We start from the raw sequence: 18538 nt of genomic DNA, 5'->3' as shown, positions 1-18538 counted from the left end.
AAGTCATCTACTTGCTTAAGATGACTTTTCCTTTCCTTTATTCACAATCACAATGTTTTGTGTCATGGTGTTCTTAGGGTCTAATTCGTACTTAAGTGTCTCGTCATTCACCTTAATATCAATTCCAGTCGCATTGCCTAGACGGATATCGACCTGAGAGAGCTCAGACAGGTCTGTTTTAAACGATTCACCATCTTTTAGTTCACCCATTTTCAGCACTTTTCCAGATTCGTCTCTGACGCGCAGCCAAGAAGCTTTTGTAGCAGAAATGGTTAACTCCATCTCATCTGCGCCTGACACTTCATACGTTGTCGTTGAGCCTTCTGTATTCGCTGCCTTCAAAGAGACCGTTTCATCGTCTTTGGATGAATCCTTTGATGAGTCATCTTTTTTAGATGATTTTTCTTGATCATCTGACGAAGCTTTTTCTTTTTTCTTTTGATCCTTTGCAAGAGATGAATCCTCAGATACTTCATACTTAGATTCTGACTGCTGAGGAGCCGTCTGGTTGTTCTTCTGTCCACTATCATGATTGACCGCCTGCACGATGACATAAATGATCGCGATGACCACAAGGACGCCTCCAATAATCAAAATGGTCGGCAGCAGCTCAAGCACCTTCGAGGCAGGCTTAGGCAGCTCTCTTTGCGGCTTTATATTTGATAATTTATCAGATACTTCATCGTTATACGTGCTCGGCACATCTTTACGAAATTCTTCGAACAATTGTTCAGGATTTAGTCCAACGGCTTCGGCATATTGTTTAATAAACGCTCTGACGTAAAATTTACCTGGAATAATATCATAGTTTCCTTGTTCGATTGCTAGCAAGTAGCGCTTTTGGATTTTGGTCACCGTCTGAAGATCCTCCAGCGACATCCCTTTTTCCTCTCTGGCCTCAATGAGCCGTTTTCCCAATTCAGTCAAAACAAACACCTACCATTACCATATTAAAAATCGAAGCCAGAAAAACCAGAATGATCAAACACTTGTGGTTCTTCAGCGTGCTCATATGTAATCTCTTCGTCTGCACTATTACGCAATTCAATGATATAGTCGAAATCATCCATTGTATATTCTGAATTTTGAATAAAGATGTCTGGATGCTCAACTACTTTTGTTGCCGGCAGTCTAATAATTTCTCTTAAAAGCTGCAAGTGCTTCTCAGAACCTCTTCGCGTCGACACAATTCCATCAATAATAAAGACGTTATCTGGGCTGTATTCATCCGCAATCAGCTGGCTTCGGATCGTCTGTTTCAAAAGAGTGGACGATACAAAAAGCCATCTCTTGCTGGCACATACACTTGAAGCCACAATTGATTCTGTTTTTCCGACACGCGGCATCCCGCGAATCCCAATCAATTTATGTCCTTCTTTTTTAAATAGCTCAGCCATAAAATCAACAAGAAGACCAAGCTCGTCCCTTTCAAATCGGAACGTCTTTTTGTCATCTGCATCACGCTGAATATATCTGCCGTGACGAACCGCTAAGCGGTCACGAAGTTTTGGCTGTCTTAATTTCGTTACTTTTATCGTTTCCATTGTATTTAAAATTGATTCAAGGCGCTTAATTTGATCTGTATGGTCACAGCGCAGAAGCATTCCGCGTCTTGATACATCAACACCATTAATTGTCACAATATTAATTGAAAGCATCCCCATTAGAGATGAAATGTCTCCTAAAAGTCCGGGACGGTTTACCTGTATCTCATATTCAAAATACCATTCGAGCTTTGCCAAATGATATTACCCCCTTCATTGTGGCAAATTTTTACCTTCCTATATCATAAAGCATTTTCACATTTTTAGAAAGCACAATGTTGTGAAACAGTTAAAATAAAAAGAGAGGCACAAACGACCCCTCTTTTTGTTTAGTGCGAGCTATTATTTTCAACCAGTTTGACCATCATATTGGCAATTGCACGCTGCTCATCTTCTGATGCAACGCTCCATAGGTCAGCAAGTACTCTTTCTTGCTCGTTCTTTGCTTCAACTTCGTTAGCTAAATATCCGCCAATTTCATACGCAAGGTTATTGATGGTATCATCTTTTAAGCCTTTATCCTGCGCATGATTTAAACGGTCACCTAAAAAGTTTTTCCAATGGTCCCAGTTCTCAAGTACTGACATGTCGATTCCTCCATTCGAAAAGATGAATTACAGCCATAGCTTTTGTCATGGAGAGACGAATTATACACGTTTTTTAACAGTACCAGCCGCCATTAACGGATAAAATTTGACCTGTCATATAACTTGACTGCTTTGAGGCGAGAAACCAAATGACATCAGCAATCTCCTCAGGTGATGCAAGCCGGCCAAGCGGGATTTCTTCCTCCAGCATTTCAATATCTTCTTGTGTGAAGCTTTTCATCATGTCTGTATGGACAGCACCTGGTGAAACAGCATTTGCTCTAATTCCACTTGGGGCAAGCTCTTTTGCCAGACCTTTAATAAACGCATTTTGCGCCCCCTTCACCATGCTGTACAGCACTTCACACGATGCACCTGTTTCACCCCATATCGAGCTTATCGCAACGATATGACCTGTTTTTTTTTGAATCATGGCTGGCAATAGGTGCTGGGTGAGCTCATATGGACTTGTCACATGAAGCTGCACCATACTGGCTAATACGTCTTTTTCTGTATCTGTCACTAATCCGACATGACTCTTACCGCTATTTAACACAAGAATATCCGGAGATACGGGCAGACGGCTGACGAGCTCATCTGCACCGCCCATTTTGGCTAAATCCGCTTGAACGACATGCGTCTGAATATGACATGTTTCTTCCAGCTCAGCGGCAAGCTGCACGGCTGTCTGTTCATTTTTGTGATAATGGAGTATCACATGGCAGCCTTCCTGGGCGAGCTTTTTTGCCGCAGCCTGCCCAATCCCGCCACTGGCACCTGTTATCAGCGCCCATCGACTCATCACATGGATTCCTACTTTCTATTTGAAATATCTATTCTTTTCGTTTAAATGGGAACCAGTTCGCTGATCCGAACAATTTCACCATCACAGGTACGAACAATGGTAGCACAACGAGTGCGTACAGCAAAAGTCCTGTGAGAACAAGTGTTGCAATCTGCAGGAGAGACAGCACTCCTGAAGGAAGCATGGCTGCAAATGTTCCTGCCAAAATAACAGCAGCAGACATAATGACAGAGCCCATATTCTTCATTGATTCGGTCATCGCAAACTGAATGTCTTTTGTTTTGTATTCATTGAACCTCTCCATTAAGAAAATCGAATAATCGACTCCGAGCGCCATTAATATGACAAATCCAAAGAATGGAACCGCCCAGTTAATGCCCGGATATCCGAAGAAATGAGTGAAAATAAATTCTGTCATTCCGATAGCTGTAAAGTAAGTCAAAATAAGTGAACCTACTAAGTACAGCGGCATCACAAGCGAACGGAACAGGATCACCAAGATGAGGAAAATACCGATCATCATGTAAAGAACCGTCTTATTGAAATCTTGGTCTGACAGCTGTTTTAAATCAGCATTCATACTTGATACACCTGAAACACCAAATGATGCATCTTTTAAATTTGTTTCAGGAAGTGCCCGCTCGACAGAAGCTTCTACTTGTTTGATCGTCGACAGGGCTTCATTGCCATATGGATTTTTTTCTAAAATGACATCAATCTTTGTCATCTTGCGGTCATCCGACATGTATGAATCAAATACTTGCTTGAATGCTTTGTTTTTCAGCACGTCTTTTGGGATAAACCAGCCGGCCATGTCTTGATCTGGTGCATTTTTCAGTTCGTCTAAGTAGTCACCTGCACCCATTAGTCCGCTTGAAATTTTCTCCAAGCCATCGACGCTTTTGTTCAGCCCGTCTGTCAGCTTGGTCAGGTCATCACCGAAGCCGCCAATCTTTTCTTTCATTTGTTTTTGACCATCAATCACTTGCCCGGCACCATTTGCAAGCTTTGGCATATTATCAGCTATTTGCCCTTGACCTTTAGACGTTTTATCCAATCCAGTTTCAATTGCATCTAAGCCAGCAATGAGCTCATCGATTTGACTCGTCAAAACTTTTTGCTGCTGTGAAGCTTTTGCGATAAAGGCATCTGCTGCTTCAAGCTGTTTTCTAGCTTCTTTCGCTTGTTTGGCATAGCTGTCTGCCTGTTTCGCCCCTTCTTGCAAGGTCGTAGAAAGTTCATTATATGAAGCTTTGATGGCTTGATACGATTGATTTTCTTTCACCTGCGGAATTTGTTTTTCAAGTGTACTAAACTGTTTATTTGCTTGTGTGATTAATGCTTTTACATCCGCTGCGGCAGAGGATGACGTATCCACCTGCGCCAATGCTGCCTTTAATTCTTTGGAAATGCTTTTATACAGCGACACTTGCTGATTCACTTGTGCGACTTGGGCCGTTAATTCTTTTTTCGCACCTTTAATTTTTTCTTTAATCTGTGCAACACCGTTTTTGTTTTGATCGATTCCGCTTTGTAAATCTCTTAACGATTTTTCGACGTTTTGAATGCCTGTTTGCACTGATTCTGTACCAGAAATCAATTTGTTAATGCCTTTTCCAGATGATTTGATTTGCGGCGTTTGATCCTCAATGGATTGACTCATTGTCGTCAGTGCATCTTGGATTTTTTTTAAGCCTTCATTACTTTTATCAAGTCCGGTATTCAGTTCTTTGGCTTGTGATTTCACGTATAGATCACTTAGCCCTTTACCGACAGGACGTGTCGCACTTCTCACTTTACTTACGCCATCTGTTTGTTCAATTGCACGGCTGAGTTTTTCAACAGCAATCAGCCCTTTATTGTTGTCTAACAGATCAGCTGATTTCACGACAATCGTTGCCGGTAGAGCTTCTCCTGGCCCAAATTTGTCGGAAATCGTATTGAATGCATTGACTGATTCATATTTATTACCGATTTCATCTAAGCTATTATAAGAAAGCGTTCCTTTATACATGAGAATGGGAGGAAGCGTAATGATTCCTACGATTAGTAAACTGAAAAGTGGTTTTTTAAATGAAAAGCGTCCTGCTGTTTCCCACATTTTTGACTGCGGATGCGCAATATCACCTTTAATCGGCCAAAATAACACTTTTCCTAAAACCGCCATAAAGAACGGAACAATCGTGAGAAGCGCCACAATGAGCACAGCGACACCAACTGCTACTGCAACAGCTGATTTATAGAGCTGAAACTGTGCCAGACCAATACATGTAAAACCGATGAGCACAGCAATTCCGCTGAATAAAACAGTCTTTCCTGCTGTTTTATACGTAATGAGAATCGCCTCAATTTTATCTTTACCGTGTGCGATCTCTTCTTTAAAGCGGCTGAGAAGTAGAATGCAGTAGTCTGTTCCTATTCCAAACATGATCGCGACCATGAAAATTTGGGTAAAGGTCGAGAGCGGGAAGTCGAGATATTTAACTAAATAAGCCACGATGGATTGACTCACCAAGTAAGACAAAGCTACTGCGACTAATGGAACGAAAGGCGCCACAGCTGATCTAAAGACAAGGACAAGAACGATGAGAATAAACCCAATCGTAATGAACTCTGTTTTCTTCAGACCTTCTTGCGAGCTTGTGATCACGTCATCATCAATTAACGGCTGTCCTGTCATTTCATATGTCAGATTTAAGCTCTTCAGCTTTTCATTGACTCTTTCTTTAAAATCGGAAGCTTTGATTTTGTTTGAGTCATATGTAACTGGAACAAGGAGCGTCGTGCGATCTTTAGAAAGCATCTGTTTTTTGATATCTTTATTGGCATCAAAATAAGAAGTGATGTCCTCGACATGTAGATCTTGGTCCTTTTCTAAAATCTCCATTGCCTTTTTTAAAGATGTTTCCCTTTCTTTGACGATGTTCTTTTCTTGAAAGACAATGACAATTGATTTTTCTGTATCACCGTTTTCAGACATTTTCTTTAATAACTGATTTGCATATGAGGACGGATAGCCGTCTGGTACTGAAATTTGCCCTTTTTCTTTTGTTAATTGCGCCATATTAGGGGCGGTGATGAGTAACACTGCCGCTAATACGATCCATAAAATCGTGATCAGCCATCTACCCTTTATGATTGCTCTCATTAGTACTTTGTGCCTCCTCTTCGATGATTACTTGATAGATCTTTTCATATGTTTGAATAAATGATTCCATTTCTTTTTCTTCCAGCTTTTCAAAATAAGATCGAACGAGATCCTGAAGCTGCTTTTCCATTCGGCTGACCACATCTTTGCCCTCTGGCGTAACGTACAGGTGAACATTTCTTCGATCGGCTTGATCGTGCTCACGGACAATGTAGTTCTTTGTGAATAGACGGTTTGTCATTGATGTCACAGCACTTTTATTCACATTACATACATTAGCTAGGTCTGTTGATGTACACCCTGGATGTAAATTGATGTATCGAAGCGAGTAATACTGATCAAGTGTCAGCTCTTTATCAAGCTTTTCTGTGATCATACTCGATACTTTTTTCTCCAACATGAGATAGACGTCTGCATATCTCTGAATGAGCTGTGCAATTTTATTTTGTTCCATACGCTGCTCCTTTTTTAGTTTAAGTGTTTAACTATTAAAGAGTTTAACTAATAACCAAAACAATTGTCAATCATTATCTTCACAAAGCAAACGCTTGCTTCAATTGAACATAAAAAAGACAAACTCTTTTGACTTGAGTTTGTCTTTTTCATTTATTTTGTTTTCGGGACTACTTTGAAAACAGACATCCGCTCTTCATCGATTTCTTCCTTTAATATCTGCTGAATATCTGTTAATTGAATTTGCTCAAGCACTGGCACGACATCAAATAAACTCATTTCTAAGAACGCATATCGAGTGAATTGGTTCGCAATGTATTCAGGAGAGTTCATGGCTTTTAAAAAGCTACCGATTTTCTTCTTACGCGCGAGCTCAATTTTCTCTTCTGAGATCAAGTTCTTTGCTTGAAGAAGGGTTTCTTTTAATACTTTTGCCAGTTGATCAGGATCACTTGTGTCTCCGCCAACTGACGTGAAGCCAAAGCCGCCTTCTTCCGTATAATCGTAGCTGAAGGTCTCATCAATTAAGCCTTTTTCATACATTTGTTCATATTGTAAGGAGCTTTTACCAAACAGCGTCTCTAAAATGAGATTCATTCCGAGTTCATGTTTTAGCAGTTCATCTCCTTTTTTATGAGGATTCTTAGTTTTCAAACCGAATATACATTTCGAGCCTTGTACGTTCATTGGAAGTTCGTATTCTTTTCGGTACACACCTTCAGGCTCATTGATGTCTTTTCGTTTGATCTCTGGCTGGTCTGTAAATGGCTTTTTCGCCTGATTCGCTCGAACTTGGTCTAATATTTGCTTCGGGTCAACGGGACCGACAACAAATAGAAGCATATTACTCGGGTGATAGAACGTTTCATAGCATTCATACAAATGATCTTTTGTAATCGGAGCAATACTTTCTACAGTTCCAGCTATATCAATTCTCACAGGGTGCTCTTGATATAGATTTTCAATCAGACCGAAGAATAAACGCCAGTCCGGATTGTCATCATACATGTTAATCTCTTGACCAATGATGCCCTTTTCTTTTTCGACCGTTTTTTCAGTAAAATAAGGCTCTTGAACAAAATCAATGAGTGTCTCAAGATTTTGTTCGACATTTGAGGTGCTTGAGAATAAGTAAGCTGTTCTCGTAAATGTCGTAAAAGCATTTGCGGATGCTCCTTGTTTACTAAATGTATGAAATACGTCTCCGTCTTCTTTTTCAAACAGTTTATGCTCTAAGAAATGGGCAATTCCGTCAGGCACTCGAATCATGTCTGCTTTGCCAAGCGGCACAAATTCGTTATCGACAGAGCCATATTTGGTTGTAAAAGTCGCATAGGTTTTGTTAAACCCTTGCTTTGGGAGCACATAGACGTCAAGTCCGCTCTCCATTTTTTCGTGATATACCGTTTCTTGCAGCTGGTCGAATTGAATTGTTTTCACTGTCATGAAGCACCCTCCGTTCCTTTAAGAAAATAGGTTGTATCCCATTCGATTTTCTGACCCACTTTGATGATATCCTCTTTTGTCACTCGGTCAAGTGCTTCTAAAAAGGAATCAAGTGTTTCCCCTGTTGGCACAACGGCATGCTGATACAGGTATTCCGCTGTCCCATAAGATGTATCGATCGTTTCAAGAAGCTGATTTTTGACGACAGCTTTTGTTTGGTCAATCGCTTCATCTGAAAAATCACCTTTTTGCATCGCTTCAAATTGTTCTTTAATGATGTCTACTGCCTGCTGATAGTTGCCGACTTCAATCCCTGACATGACCATCATCAAGCCTTTAAAGCTCTCAAGTCTAGACACAGCGTAGTACGCAAGACTTGCTTTTTCCCGAACATTGATGAATAGCTTCGAGTGCGAGAAGCCGCCGAATATACCATTAAACAAATGCAAAGCCGGATAATCGTCATCGGCAATCGTCGTATGCGTGCGAAAGCCGATATTCAGTTTGCCTTGCTTCACGTCTTCTTCGTCGATGACTTCTTTTGCTTCTCTTTGCGTGCTTGTTGATTCAGCGTGTTGTTTAACCGGTTCTCTATCACTTGTTTTGAAGTATTGAGAGACCATTCGGCTGATGTCTTGTTCTTCTACATCTCCCACAACATAAAGATCAAGCTGATTTGTTTGAAGCGCATGCTTATATGCTTCAAACAGCGATTGAGCTGTGATCGTTTCGATATCTTCCATTTCTCCATTGACGTGCAGTGCATACGGTTCACCTTTGCACATTTCCTGCACAAGCCTTAAGTTCGAGTAACGCATTTTATCATCATACACTACTTGAATTCGCTGTTTTAAAGTGCGTTTTTCTTGATCTACATATAATTGACTAAACGCTCCATTTTCAACATACGGATGGAATAGTAGATCAGATAGTAAGGCAATCCCTTTTTCTAGTAAAGGGGTTTGATCCTTTAAATATTTCTCATTCGCCATTTCCAGGCGGAAGGTAATGATGTGATTCTCCCCTTTTTTCGCCATGTCTGCTGAAACCGTAGCACCATAAAGCTCATCAAAATAAGCACGCAATTCTCCTGTTTTCGGCATTTTCTCTGTTCCTCTTAACAGCACATGCGGGAAAAGTGAACGCATGGTGACGTCATCTTTCGATAGAGGCGCGAGCATTTTAAAAAGGATTGTGACCGTTTTAAATTTTTCTGTTTTGACAATATGAGTATGAAGACCAGGTGTGTCTAGTGTCTTCTCTTGTAAGTACGTCATGAGAAACCTCCTTTGTTCATCCTATTTATTATGTATTAGAACATAGCTGATATATACGTAAAACAGCCATTTAATAGACATTATATCAATCAGAGGAAAGGATAGGAAATAAAAACGCCTCTGCTATAAGCAGAGACGCCGGTCGTTATTTCATTCTAAAAGGCCACCAATTCCATTTACCGAAAATACGAACCATGACCGGGATGAAGAGCGGTAATACAACAAGCGCATATAATAAAAGCCCAATGAGTATGACCGTTGCAATTTCAACAAGTGATAATACACCGGACGGCAGCATAGCGGCAAAGGTCCCCGCTAATATCGCGACTGCTGAAATAATGACGGAACCCATATTTCTCATCGCTGATATCATTGATGCTTGCACATGCTCTCCCTTCCATTCATTAAAGCGATCCATTAAGAAGATCGAATAATCAATGCCAAGGGTGACAAGAATGACAAAGCTGAAAAATGGGACAGCCCAGCTGAGACCGTCGTAGCCAAAAAATGTTTTAAAGATCCATTCTGTTAAACCGACGGATGTAAAATACGTTAAAATGAGTGAAAGTGTTAAGTATATCGGCATGACGATTGACCGTAATAATATAATTAAAATGATAAAGATGCCAACTAACATGAAAATGACCGTTCGAATAAAGTCACCGTCAGATGTTTCTTTTAAATCTACATTTAAACTTGAGATACCAGACACACCGTAATTTGCATTCTTTAACCCGCTGACAGGTAAATATTGATCAAGGGTGTCCTCAATTTTCGCAACGCCTTTCATCGCTTCATTGCTGTATGGATTCACATTTAAAATAACTTCAAAGGTTGTTAATTTACGATCTGGAGACATATACGTATGAAAGATTTGCTTAAATTCATGGCGTTTCAGCACTTCTTCTGGAATAAACCAGCCTGTTATTTCTTCATCTGGCGCTTTCTGAAGCTGCTTTAAATAGCCGTCCGCCTCTGTGAAGCCGCTTTTGACCTGCTCAAGCCCTTCAATACTTTCATCTAAACCATCTGTTAACAATGTGAGTTTTGATGAAAGCTGACTAAATCCTTTTTTGATGGCTTTTTGGCCGTCTGTCAGCTGGTCTGCGCCATCTTCAATTTTAGGCATTTCTTTAATCAATTGTTTTTGGCCCTCATTTGTTTGTTCAAGACCGTTATAAACTTGATCGAGCCCTTCCATGAGCGCTTGTACTTGACGTTTTACTTCTTTTTGCTTGATTGATAGGCTTTGAATCACTGAATCTGCTTTCTTGATCTTTTCTTTAAAGACAGAGGCTTCCTCTTCATACAGATTCATTTGGTCCCCTGCTTGATCAAGCATTCCTTTTGTGTTTTTGAATACTTCCTTGATTTCTTTATATTCATCCATATCTTTTACTTCTGGCAGCCGTTTTTCAAGTGCTTCAAACGATACATTTTCATACGAACTTTTTACTTTTTTAATGGTGGTTATCAGCTGCTGATTTGATTTCGCATGACGTTCAAGCGTACTCACCATTCGTTTAAGTTCTCGAATCATCGCTTCACTGCTTCGATATTCTTGCTCTAATTCCTTTTTTGCTTCTTTGATTTTACTTCGAATGGTTCCGATGCCATCTTTACTGCGCCTCACCCCATCTTCTAAAGAGATCAGGGACACCCTTACTTCTCCAATGCCGCTTTTGATCGCTTTTGTTCCATCAATCAGCTGATCAATGCCTTTAGCGGATTCTTGAATTTTTGGTTTTTGTTTAAGAAGGGCAAGATTTGTTTCGGTCAAACCATCTGAAATTTTCCCGATTCCTTCATGGCCTTTTCCTAGTTCTCCGCCCAGCTCTTTTGCTTGAGAGGTGACGTAAAGCTGACTTAACCCGTCTCCAACAGGCCGAGTGACACTACGGACCGTTTTTACTTCGTCAATGTCATTTAATTTACGGGTCAGTTTTTCAATCATGACAATCTTTTCTTGGTTATCTAACTTATTGTCACTTTCAACAAGTACATTCAGGGGCAGCGCTTCCCCAAAGCCAAATTGCTCTGATATCGTATTAAATGCAGACACTGATTCATACTTTGTCCCAATCTCATTTAAGCTGTTATAAGAAAGAGTCCCGTCGTACATCAGAATAGGAGGCACCGTAATGAGTGCAACTAAACCTAGGCTGATCAGCGGCCTTTTAAATGAAAAACGCCCAGCCCATTCCCACATTTTACTTTGCGGGTGGCGAATGTTTTCTCTTTTAGATGGCCAGAAAAGGGATTTTCCAAAAACAGACATAAAAAAGGGAACGATGGTGACAAGGGCGATCAGCAGGATGCCAACTCCTACAGCAACACTAACAGCTGATTGATACAATTGAAATTTGGCAAACCCAATGCTTGAGAAGCCGACTAACACGGCTAAGCCACTGAAAAGAACCGTTTTCCCTGCACATTTATATGTGATGATAATTGACTCTTTGACATCACGACCTTGACCGATTTCTTCTTTAAAACGGCTTAAAAGCAAAATACAATAATCTGTTCCTATACCGAACATAATCGCTACCATAAAAATCTGAGTAAAATTAGATAGAGGAAATTGCATATATTCTACTAGAAAAGCCACAATACAACGGCTGACAGCATAAGAAATGCCGATCGTAATGAGCGGAACAACAGGTGCCAAAATCGATCTGAAAACAATGATTAAAATAAAGAAAATAAAAATGATCGTTATAAGTTCAGTTTTCTTCAGACCTTGTTGAGAGCTTTGAATGACATCTGAATCCACAAATTTTTGTCCCGTCATTTCATATGAGACATGATAGGGCTTTAAAACTTCCTCAATTCGTTCTTTAATCTTCACAGCTTTTGTTTCGTAGTGGTCGAATTTGAATGGAACAAGAAGTGTACTTTTATCCTTTGATAAAAGTTGTTTTTGAATGTCCGGATCTACATGAAAATACGAAGTAATTCCGTCAATGTGGAGGTCTGGAGCATGTGTCATGAGTGCAGATAAAGCCTTTTTTAATTCCTGCTCTTTCTTAGGGAACAGATGTTGTTCGGAGAATACAATAACACCCGTATCTTTTTTCCCGTTTTGATCTGTGAGCTTATCCAATAAGTGAAGTGCCTCAGCTGTTGGTGTCCCCTCCGGAACCTTTAATTGCCCTTTTTCTCTTGTTAATTCCTCTAAATTGGGCGCAGTAATAAACAGAATCACAGCTGTTATCATCCACACCACTAATACAATCCATCTTGCTTTAATTATTTGCAACATAGCTGCTTCAAGCTCCTTCTAGTTCATCAATCAATTTGCTATATTTGAGCGTGTCTGAAGTGCTGACTGCGTCTCCTTCAACGTGCTAATGGCAGGATGACCTATTCAATTGTCTTTTCGTGTTGAAGAAACACACATTCATCATCACCACGCGAACTCAATTTCTGCCTAAAGAAGGACAGAAAATGAATGTTTTTGAACACCTCCCGCTTGGAATAATTTAAAAGATATTACTATACATTAGTTTAACTATCAAAATTTTACATGTCAATTTATAAAAAAGAAAAAAGATGGCAAAATACCGTCTTTTTTCTAGATTAAACCGTTTTTAATTGTTCACTTTCATCTTCTTCATCTGGCTGGATGAAGAAGATGACCAAAAATAGAGAAATAAGACTGCAAATGGTCGAGAGAATAAAAACGATGGATTCCCCTTTATCCATGAGATAAGCGTAAATCGGAGGTCCTAAAGCGACACCGATAAAACGCATACTGCTGTAAAACGACGTAATGGTTCCGCACTGCTCTTTTTCAATTCCTTCTGTGATCAGGGCATCAAGTGCAGGCAGGACAATACCGATGCCAACACCGCCAATGCTTAAGCAGATAAACAATACGTAAAAGCTGTGATTCCACCATAAAAACATATAGGAAAGTGATAACAAGGCCATGCCTACGATTAAAAAGATTCTCATTTTCCCTTTTTCTTTTCCAATCGTTTTCCCAGCAACGTATGAGCTGATAGATAGAAAAAGGAGCGGAATGCTAAGCAGGAGCCCTTTTTTGACACCCTTAATTTGATAAGCTGCCTCTAGATTATCAGATAAGTAAAAAAGCACACCAAAAAGAAGAAACATAATAAAACCGCCAATTGCAAAAATGGCATACAGCCAGCGTCCTTCATGCTTAAATATGGTCTTTGTTGATTTTAAAAATTTTTTAAATGAAGGCGGGTCCTCCTCTTTTTTCGCGGATTCTACCATGAACAGTACCATGAGAAAGCTGATGATTGAGAAGAACGGAATAAACCAAAACGGCACAAACCAAAACCACGAAGCCAAAAGCGCCCCAATAATCGGGCTCAATACCTTTCCAGCTGTGTTAGAGGTTTCAATGGCGCCTAGTCCCGCACTGACTTCTTCATCATCATGAAACAAATCTCCAATAAACGGCATCACGACAGGTGCTGCCCCGGCTGAGCCAACACCTTGAAGGACCCTGCCAAATAGAATCCACATGTACGGTTCTTTCATGATCGTTGAGGCAACTGCTGCCACAGCCCCTCCAAGTCCTGCGATTAACAGACACGGCAGGAGTACCTTTTTTCGCCCGATTCGATCTGATAAATAGCCGGCGATCGGAATACATAAGATCGCGACAACGGAGTATACCGTAATAATGAGGGAGACTTGAAAGGAAGTAATGGAAAGTATCTTTTCTATCTGTGGCAATACGGGAATGAGCATCGAGTTCCCAAGTGTCATGATTAAAGGCACTGATGATAATGCAATAATATTCTTTTTACTGACTGTTTTCTCGCCCAACATCATTCACCCAATTCTATATACTGTTACGTATTAGTGTGGCAAGTTTTACGGGTATTATGTATGGGCAAACAAAAAGCAACCGCTTATGAAAGCGACTGCTCGTTAAAATCGTTTACGTATCACATGAAAGCTGAATTTATCCGCTCGAAAATAATTTAGCGAGTATAAGACCGGCTGATCATCCTGATCATAGTGTATTTGTTTCAGTAATAATAATGCTGTTTCAGGGTCACATTCTAGTATCGGTGAAACCTGATCGTGGTAGCCAATTGGTTCAATGTCAGCAACTGCATATTTAATCCCGCTGTGTGGTTCTCTTCCAAACAGCTCAAAAAGAGACTCTTCTTCATGGGTAAAAGATGCAGGAAGATGCTTGACCGGAATTTTATCTAAACAGTAAACCACGGGCTGTCCATCGGCCGTTCGAACGCGCTCCATTGAAAAAATCTCATCAGATTCATCACACTGAAAACGAATCACATCATTCTCTGTTGGCTCCCCTTCTTGCGAGGATAAAAAGATGGTACCAGGCGTCATATTGACCTGCTCTATCATTTTCGTGACACTTGCCAGCTGTTCTATGCCTGTTGAAAAGAGTGGTCTTGTGTTGACGAACGTACCCACACCATGCCTTCTAATTAAATATTTCTCTTCTTCTAATATACGAAGGGCTTCACGCAGTGTCGCTCTGCTCACGCCTAAAAGCTTTGAGAGCTCAAATTCAGAAGGTAGTTTCTCTTTTTCGGCATATACGCCTGATTGTATATCTTCTTTAATACGGTCAATCACTTTCAAATATAAATGGCGATTGTCTGTTTTGGTCGACATGTTTTCCCTCCGTCTAATCAATGCAAATGATAAGATGAGAAATCTCTATTCCGAGATAAGTTGAACATAACTATATCATGTTTTTGCAAATAAATAAATAGTCTGACTTCCAGTTAACATAATCATACTATTGTTCACTTCTTTTTTAGAAAGCTCTCTTCGATTTATGAAGAGAGCTCGTCATATTGTTCTTTTGAAAGCAGGACTTCTCTCGGTTTACTTCCTTCATAAGGACCGACAACGCCTCGCTCTTCCATTGCGTCAATCAGGCGGGCGGCCCGGGTATAGCCGATACGGAATCTTCTTTGAAGCATAGAGACAGAAGCCGTCTGCATGCCGATGATGAGTTCCACTGCTTCATCATATAAATCGTCATCCACAGCTGTAAGCTGATCCTGTGTTTCTTCAGTTGGAATCATTTCTTCTTGATATTGTGCTTTTTGCTGAGTGATCACATGATCAACGACATGTTCTACTTCTTCATCTGATAAAAAGGCGCCCTGCACACGAACTGGTTTGTTTGCTCCAACTGGTAGAAACAGCATATCCCCTCTGCCGAGCAGTTTTTCTGCGCCCCCCATATCAAGGATCGTCCTTGAATCGGTTTGCGAGGACACGCTAAAGGCAATGCGAGATGGGATGTTGGCTTTAATGACACCTGTAATGACATCGACAGAAGGTCTTTGTGTGGCAATAATTAAATGAATTCCGGCTGCACGAGCCATTTGCGAAAGTCTTGTAATCGAATCTTCCACATCAGAGGAAGCGACCATCATTAAATCTGCAAGCTCGTCTACAATGACAACAATATAAGGAAGTTCTGGCTGTTTCGCCTCTTCTGATTGATTCATTCGTTTAATGTAATCATTGTACCCTTCAATATTTCTTGTCCCCGTATGAGAAAATAATTCATAGCGGCGTTCCATTTCACTGACGACTTTTTTCAGTGCCTGTGAGGCTTTCTTAGGGTCCGTTACAACGGGAGCGAGCAGATGCGGAATGCCATTATACACATTTAGTTCAACCATTTTCGGATCAATCATCATCATTTTCACTTCATGAGGTTTCGCTCTCATCAGAATACTTGTGATAATGCCATTGATACACACACTTTTTCCGCTTCCAGTCGAACCTGCTACAAGTAAATGCGGCATTTTGTTCATTTCAGCCAGAACGGCTTCACCCGAAATATTGCGGCCGAGTCCAATCAGTAGCTTGGCATTTGGACGGTCATTTTGCTTCGATTCTAATACCTCTTTTAAAGAAACCATCGCAATTTCTGCATTCGGAACCTCAATACCGATGGCTGATTTACCAGGAATCGGCGCCTCAATCCGAATATCTTTTGCTGCGAGAGCAAGGGCTAAGTCATCACTTAGATTGACGATTTTACTTACCTTCACGCCGACATCTGGATAGACCTCATATTTGGTAACGGCTGGTCCTAGGTGAACCTGTGTGACTTTTGCTTTGACGCCAAAGCTTTGAAACGTTTTTTCAAGCTTTCTTGCATTTTCGTATATATTTTTCTTGTCTGTTTGCTGCCCTGAGTGCTGCGGCTCTGCCAAAATATCCAGTGACGGCAATTCGTAATCTTTGTTTTCAAGTTCCGTAAACGTCATCGGCGGCGCCTCTTTTGGTTCATCAGCTGAATCTGATGGAACCGGCGTACTTTGCACAGATTCTTGAAGAGGTGAAGTCTCTTTTGCCGCCTGCTCTTTTTGAACGAGCGGGGTGAGAATGTCATCTCTGTCAGCAAAGCTTGAGATAATCGGCTGACTATTGTCAGGCACCGGTGTTTCCTCTTCCATTAAGATCTGATCATCTTCGTCCTCTTCTTGAATACGAGACCGTTTTTTCTTTTCGACCGTTTTCTGAGAGGGCGCGCTCTTTTTCGCCTGCCTGATTCCTTTCATATCTTCAACAAACGCTTTCCACTGCTTCACCATAAATTGCGAGACAGGCAGCGTCACTTTTTTCACCATTTCTTGAAGAGATCGATTTGTAATCAGAACAATTCCAATCAGCATCAGAACGATTGCCATGATTTGAGAGCCTGCTTGTGCAAATAAGAAATAAGAAGCAGCAAATAATACGGCACCGATCATGCCGCCTCCTAAATCAGGCGACCCCGTCTCACCTTTCATGTCCATCAAGAAAAGCTCAAATGTATTTCTGATCACACTTTGAGAGCCTATCGCACCCGCAGATGAAAGGTGCTGAAAAAGCTTCACATGAGACAAAAGCAAGATACTCGCAATGATGCAGTATAGCCCTGCCTTTCTCCTTGTCAACATATCTGGGATTTGTTTTTTCCAGAAGATGGTCACGCCAAAAAGAAATAATCCGATAAGGCAGAGAATGAACCATTCACCTGCAAAAAATCGGAATAAATGTACGAAGGTTTGTCCTACGACGCCTAGCTGTAAAATGGCGATGATCGCTATGGCAATACAGACTAACCCATTTAATTCATATTTCAGTTTTAGCTGTTTATTTTGTTTTTTTCTCGTTTTCCGTTTTCTCTTTTTAGCCATACTCATCACCTTACTACGAAAGAAAATATAACCTACCGAAAGATCAGAAAGAAAGCAGCCTGGTTTTGGCTGCTGCATCTTGTTGTAAGTTTTCCCTTTATTATAGCATAGAATCATTCATATGAGTCGGTTTGATTGGAGCCTAATTGTAACTTCAATCGCTTGCCTGGTGCAAGCTCTTGATTCAGAAAGTCCATTGGGTTGGTGCTCATGACTTGAACGATTTCTGCTTCATCCTCTTTCATTTCAACCATAACTGGCACGCCTTGGATGTTTACCTGCTGAAGTTTCCGGTCTCCTTGTTCCTCCGCGTAAATGGCTTCATATGGCATAGGTGTGTATAAAATCATTGGATCAGCCCCTCGTTTTGAGATGCCCTTTCTCCAATCAGCTCATTCAACTTTTTAATCGCTTGTCCTACACCGCCTACTTCATTCATGAGTCCGTATTCTGCTGCCTCATGACCAACAACATTTGTTCCAATGTCTCTTGTCAAATTGCCTTTTGAGAACATGAGCTCTTTGAACTTCTCTTCTGTAATATTGGAGTGGCTTGTCACAAAGTTAATGACTCTTTCCTGCATTTTATCTAAGTATTCAAAGGTTTGCGGGACACCAATCACAAGACCGGTTAAACGCACAGGATGAATGGTCATCGTGGCTGTTTCCGCAATATAGGAATAGTCACACGATACAGCAATCGGGACACCAATAGAGTGGCCGCCGCCAAGTACAATCGATACAGTCGGTTTTGATAAAGATGCAAGCATTTCTGCAATCGCTAGTCCCGCTTCAACATCGCCGCCTACTGTATTTAAGATGATCAAAAGCCCTTCAATTTTTGGGTTTTGCTCTACTGCTACGATTTGCGGTATGACATGCTCATATTTGGTTGTTTTATTTTGTGGTGGAAGCTGCATGTGGCCTTCAATTTGTCCAATAATGGTAAGGCAATGGATATTTGTATCTTGCGGCAGCTGTGGTATGGCTGTTTCACCAAGCTGCTGTATTTTGCTCATAATGCTGTCTTTTTCTTCTGGCTTTCGCTCAGGCTGCTGTTCATTTTTTTCGTCCATTTGTCTCCATCCTTTCCTCAAACTCTCCT

At 40.8% G+C, this 18538-nt stretch carries 14 protein-coding genes; all 14 read right to left on the bottom strand.

The window, feature by feature from the left end:
* Nucleotides 1–15: 15 nt before the first annotated feature.
* A complete protein-coding gene (locus MHI33_RS09685; RefSeq protein WP_003212257.1) occupies nucleotides 16–927 on the bottom strand; it encodes a helix-turn-helix domain-containing protein in 912 nt (303 codons plus the stop codon).
* Between the two features lie 23 nt (nucleotides 928–950).
* The gene (locus MHI33_RS09680) at nucleotides 951–1742 is read right to left on the bottom strand and encodes a DUF3388 domain-containing protein (protein ID WP_340910861.1); all 792 of its coding nucleotides are present in this window, start codon (nucleotides 1740–1742) and stop codon (nucleotides 951–953) included.
* A 131-nt stretch (nucleotides 1743–1873) separates the two neighbouring features.
* Nucleotides 1874–2131, bottom strand: coding sequence for a DUF3243 domain-containing protein (locus MHI33_RS09675; RefSeq protein ID WP_003211590.1), 258 nt, complete (start codon nucleotides 2129–2131; stop codon nucleotides 1874–1876).
* Nucleotides 2132–2204: 73 nt separating this feature from the next.
* Nucleotides 2205–2933, bottom strand: coding sequence for an elongation factor P 5-aminopentanone reductase (ymfI, locus tag MHI33_RS09670; RefSeq protein ID WP_106065307.1), 729 nt, complete (start codon nucleotides 2931–2933; stop codon nucleotides 2205–2207).
* A gap of 31 nt (nucleotides 2934–2964) precedes the next feature.
* Nucleotides 2965–6084 (bottom strand): MMPL family transporter, encoded by a 3120-nt coding sequence (locus tag MHI33_RS09665; RefSeq protein WP_106065306.1) that lies wholly within the window; start codon nucleotides 6082–6084, stop codon nucleotides 2965–2967.
* On the bottom strand, nucleotides 6062–6538 hold the full coding sequence (locus MHI33_RS09660; RefSeq protein WP_340910857.1) for a MarR family winged helix-turn-helix transcriptional regulator: 477 nt from the start codon (nucleotides 6536–6538) through the stop codon (nucleotides 6062–6064). The genes MHI33_RS09665 and MHI33_RS09660 overlap by 23 nt, the downstream gene beginning before the upstream one ends.
* Before the next feature lie 152 nt (nucleotides 6539–6690).
* Nucleotides 6691–7983, bottom strand: coding sequence for an EF-P 5-aminopentanol modification-associated protein YfmH (gene yfmH, locus MHI33_RS09655; protein ID WP_340910854.1), 1293 nt, complete (start codon nucleotides 7981–7983; stop codon nucleotides 6691–6693).
* Nucleotides 7980–9260, bottom strand: a complete 1281-nt coding sequence (gene yfmF / locus MHI33_RS09650) for an EF-P 5-aminopentanol modification-associated protein YfmF (RefSeq protein ID WP_340910851.1) — start codon at nucleotides 9258–9260, stop codon at nucleotides 7980–7982. The genes yfmH and yfmF overlap by 4 nt, the downstream gene beginning before the upstream one ends.
* Nucleotides 9261–9405: 145 nt before the next feature.
* The gene (locus tag MHI33_RS09645) at nucleotides 9406–12522 is read right to left on the bottom strand and encodes an MMPL family transporter (RefSeq protein ID WP_340910849.1); all 3117 of its coding nucleotides are present in this window, start codon (nucleotides 12520–12522) and stop codon (nucleotides 9406–9408) included.
* 317 nt (nucleotides 12523–12839) lie between these two features.
* The gene (locus MHI33_RS09640) at nucleotides 12840–14069 is read right to left on the bottom strand and encodes an MFS transporter (protein WP_445661788.1); all 1230 of its coding nucleotides are present in this window, start codon (nucleotides 14067–14069) and stop codon (nucleotides 12840–12842) included.
* A gap of 102 nt (nucleotides 14070–14171) precedes the next feature.
* Entirely contained in the window at nucleotides 14172–14897 is a 726-nt protein-coding gene (locus MHI33_RS09635) for a GntR family transcriptional regulator (RefSeq protein WP_003211791.1), read from the bottom strand.
* Between the two features lie 164 nt (nucleotides 14898–15061).
* On the bottom strand, nucleotides 15062–17434 hold the full coding sequence (locus tag MHI33_RS09630) for an FtsK/SpoIIIE family DNA translocase (protein ID WP_065097301.1): 2373 nt from the start codon (nucleotides 17432–17434) through the stop codon (nucleotides 15062–15064).
* 113 nt (nucleotides 17435–17547) lie between these two features.
* Nucleotides 17548–17784 (bottom strand): YlzJ-like family protein, encoded by a 237-nt coding sequence (locus MHI33_RS09625; RefSeq protein WP_003211099.1) that lies wholly within the window; start codon nucleotides 17782–17784, stop codon nucleotides 17548–17550.
* Nucleotides 17781–18509 carry a ClpP family protease gene (locus MHI33_RS09620; protein ID WP_003212436.1) on the bottom strand — a complete coding sequence of 243 codons (729 nt, stop codon included), beginning with the start codon at nucleotides 18507–18509 and terminating at the stop codon, nucleotides 17781–17783. The genes MHI33_RS09625 and MHI33_RS09620 overlap by 4 nt, the downstream gene beginning before the upstream one ends.
* Nucleotides 18510–18538 lie beyond the last annotated feature (29 nt).

The organism is Bacillus sp. FSL K6-2971, assembly GCF_038006405.1.
GTDB classification, from domain to species: Bacteria; Bacillota; Bacilli; order Bacillales; family Bacillaceae; genus Bacillus; species Bacillus pumilus.
The sequence above is the reverse complement of the archived record's forward strand: the minus strand, read 5'-3'. Positions and strand labels throughout refer to the sequence as shown.